This is a genomic window from Fluviicola sp. (genome assembly GCF_030151805.1).
Taxonomy (GTDB): domain Bacteria; phylum Bacteroidota; class Bacteroidia; order Flavobacteriales_D; family Crocinitomicaceae; genus Fluviicola.
This window is the reverse complement of sequence record NZ_JASLCN010000356.1, coordinates 1-3,097: the sequence shown is the minus strand read 5'-3', so window position 1 is coordinate 3,097 and position 3,097 is coordinate 1. Positions and strand designations below refer to the sequence as shown.

The 3,097-nt window shown below is 39.7% G+C and carries 3 protein-coding genes; all 3 read left to right on the top strand.

Features of this window, described 5'->3' with window-relative positions:
* The coding region (locus Q1V93_RS13575; RefSeq protein WP_300665431.1) for an endonuclease/exonuclease/phosphatase family protein at positions 1-1,034 on the top strand (1,034 nt) is incomplete at its 5' end.
* 148 nt (positions 1,035-1,182) lie between these two features.
* The gene (locus Q1V93_RS13570) at positions 1,183-1,635 is read left to right on the top strand and encodes a lipocalin family protein (protein WP_300665430.1); all 453 of its coding nucleotides are present in this window, start codon (positions 1,183-1,185) and stop codon (positions 1,633-1,635) included.
* 407 nt (positions 1,636-2,042) lie between these two features.
* The gene (gene proC, locus Q1V93_RS13565; protein ID WP_300665429.1) at positions 2,043-2,831 is read left to right on the top strand and encodes a pyrroline-5-carboxylate reductase; all 789 of its coding nucleotides are present in this window, start codon (positions 2,043-2,045) and stop codon (positions 2,829-2,831) included.
* Positions 2,832-3,097: the final 266 nt, after the last annotated feature.

The window sequence follows — 3,097 nt, the reverse complement described above, 5'->3', positions numbered from 1 at the left end:
CTTATGTTCATCCGAATTCAATTAAAATTCTTCCGTTTTTCGGATTGACCTATCCTATTTTCATCTGCCTGGCATTGGTTCTGATGATTTACTGGGCTTTTGCACGGTCCAAATGGTTTTTCTACATTCTTGTCGCTATTTTGTTTGGTGGAAGTCTGCATTTCAGAACCCTGTCTATTCGCTTTTCAGACCCGAAACCCGAAACGGAAGTCGCTTCCTGGAATATCATGAGCTACAATGTGCGTTTGTTCGATGTGTATAATTCTTCTACAGAAGCGAGAAACAAATCAAGAGACAGTATTGTAAGCTACATTCAGCGTGTTGATCCGGATGTTGTTTGTTTCCAGGAATTTTTCCACCAGGACAAACCCTCCGCTTTTTCCACGAGAGATACGCTGATCGAATTGATGGGTTATAAATATTATCATGAGCGGTATTCGCACCGCATCCGAAACAGGCAGAATTTCGGGATTTGCATGCTGTCCAAATATCCGATCATTGCCAAGGGAGACGTGATGTTTGAAAACTTCAAAACGACGGATAACTATTGCATTTTTGCCGATGTTGTAAAAGGCCAGGACACGATTCGTTTTTACGACATTCATTTGCAATCCATCAAACTGCAACAGCAGGATTATGAATTATTCGGAGAGAAAAACAAACAGGCCGGAAGTAAATCTTCTACGCTGCGTTTATTAATCGACAAATTGCGCATTGCTTATCCTGCAAGAGCTGAACAGGCTGAACGCGTAGTGGAACACATGAAAACATCTCCTTATCCGGTTGTTGTCTGCGGTGATTTCAACGACACACCGATGTCTTATGTTTACAACCAGTTCAATACCAGCTTAGTGGATTCTTATCGTGAAACTTCTACCGGAATCGGTGTAACGTATGTTGGTCGCGTTCCTGCCGGAAGAATTGACTACATTTTCCATTCCGGAGATTTGGGAGCTTATGATTTTGAAATTCAAAAAGTTGCATTTTCGGATCACCGGGCTATTCATTGTAAGATTTACAAAAAGCCGCTTTAATTCAAAAAAACGCCTTGTTTTTTTATCTGCAATTGGATAATTAATCTATTTTTAATTCATCATACATGTTCGTTTAAGTAAATCTGATTTCTCATCATGTGATTGAAGGATGAATAGTAAACTAAAACTTAACTCATTGAATAAAACCATGAAGACGCTTTTACCTTGTATTTTATCTTTTCTATTTTTTGTAAGTGCCTGCTCTGAAACAGAAAAAGCAGAAGAATTGCAGAATAAGAAGGAACCTTCTGTTGTGGGAAGCTGGGAATTAATCAAACGCCGGGATGCCAACAACCAGGAAAAAAGCTTTAAAGGCTCTCCTGCCAATATTATCGTTAGCATTGAGAAAACAGGCTATTTTCATATTTACGACACCTTGAAAAATGAAAAATGGCTGAGCGGAGGAGATCTGCATTCGATTCAAACCAGACGAATCGGACAATGGACTTACAAAGATTCAACCTTGAATTTCATGTACCAGGATAAAGACAGTTCTTATCCGGAAAACATTGTCATTACAAAACTCACGGAAAATGAAATGGTTATGAAAAGAAACAAGAATAAATTCACGACCTTCAGCTATTTCAAGCGCAACAGCTAAAAAACAAACCCACGCAGCGCCCGTCAATTAAGCCGGGAATTTCTGAACGTCTCAGAAGGCACGATTTGGTTCGCTGTTTTTCTTTGTAATCTGCCGTTTGCGTCATGCAAAACCTGTAAAGGTGCAGCCCGCCATTGAAAAATCAAGACTCCCCGTTCGCAAAAAAATGTTAGACGTCAACAATCTCACTGCATGGGTGTGTCCGTCTGTGACGGACTGCCATTTTCACCACCGTATTTAACGGGCGAATGACTCAATAAAGATAAGAAAAAAACACTTTTCAGCACCTATGATCAGGCCGGAATGTGCAAAAAACGAATTCTTTTTTTTGAGGGTTACCTTCAACTCCGTTCAGCCTACCTTCAAAAGTGTTCAATTAATCTTATTTTTATGGGAAAATTGTTAAAATGAAAAAGATCGGAATTATTGGATGTGGAAATTTAGGCTTATCGTTGTTGAAAGGATTTCGGAAACAATACCCCGATGCGCACTTATTCGGTACAAGAAGAAATATCTCTGCATTAGCCCATTTAAATGACGATCTGACACATTTTACATCAAACAACGAGGAAGTAATTGCCCAATGTGATTACCTGATCATTGCTTTGAAACCTTATACGATTCTTTCATTTTTATCCGGGAATAAACACCTGTTTGATTCCAAAAGACATACGATTATCAGTGTCGCAACCGGAATCACTTTAACTGAAATCAGGGATGCGCTGGTTGTTGAAGATCTTTCGCTTTATCGAGGAATGCCGAATACTGCAGCTGATGTTCAGGAAAGCATGACTGCTCTGAGCGGATTGAATGATCCTTTAAACAGAAAGGATCAGGTCAGTGAATTGTTCAATGCCATCGGAGAAATTGTGTGGATTGACGAACAATTGATGGAATCGGCAACTATTCTGGGAGCTTGTGGAATTGCATACGTTCTTCGTTTTATCCGCGCCATGATTCAGGGTGGAATTGAAGTTGGATTTGATGCCAAAACGGCAAATAAGATTGTGAATCAAACGGTGAAAGGTGCAGCACAACTGTTGATTCAGAATGGTTTACATCCGGAAGAAGAAATTGATAAAGTGACCACTCCGAAGGGTTGTACGATTGTTGGATTGAATGAAATGGAACACAGCGGATTCAGTTCGGCTTTGATTAAAGGAATTGTGACGAGTTATCAGAAGATTGAGCGTTAATCCGTTCTATTTTCATCCGGACGTAATATTGCGGAATTGCGTTTTTTGGAACCGAGATTATCCGGATAAATCTATACGGATTTTATCTCTTTTCTTTGAACACGAAAAATCGCCATCTCTTTTGTGGCTTGAGAAATCAAACGCATTCCTGTTTTTCTTCTCTGACAAAACTTTAGTGAATTTACCCCAATTGAATGCTTCACCCCGGACGTAATATTGCGGAATTGCGCCTTAGTCGTTTATAATCTTGTACCTTTGCCGTATGA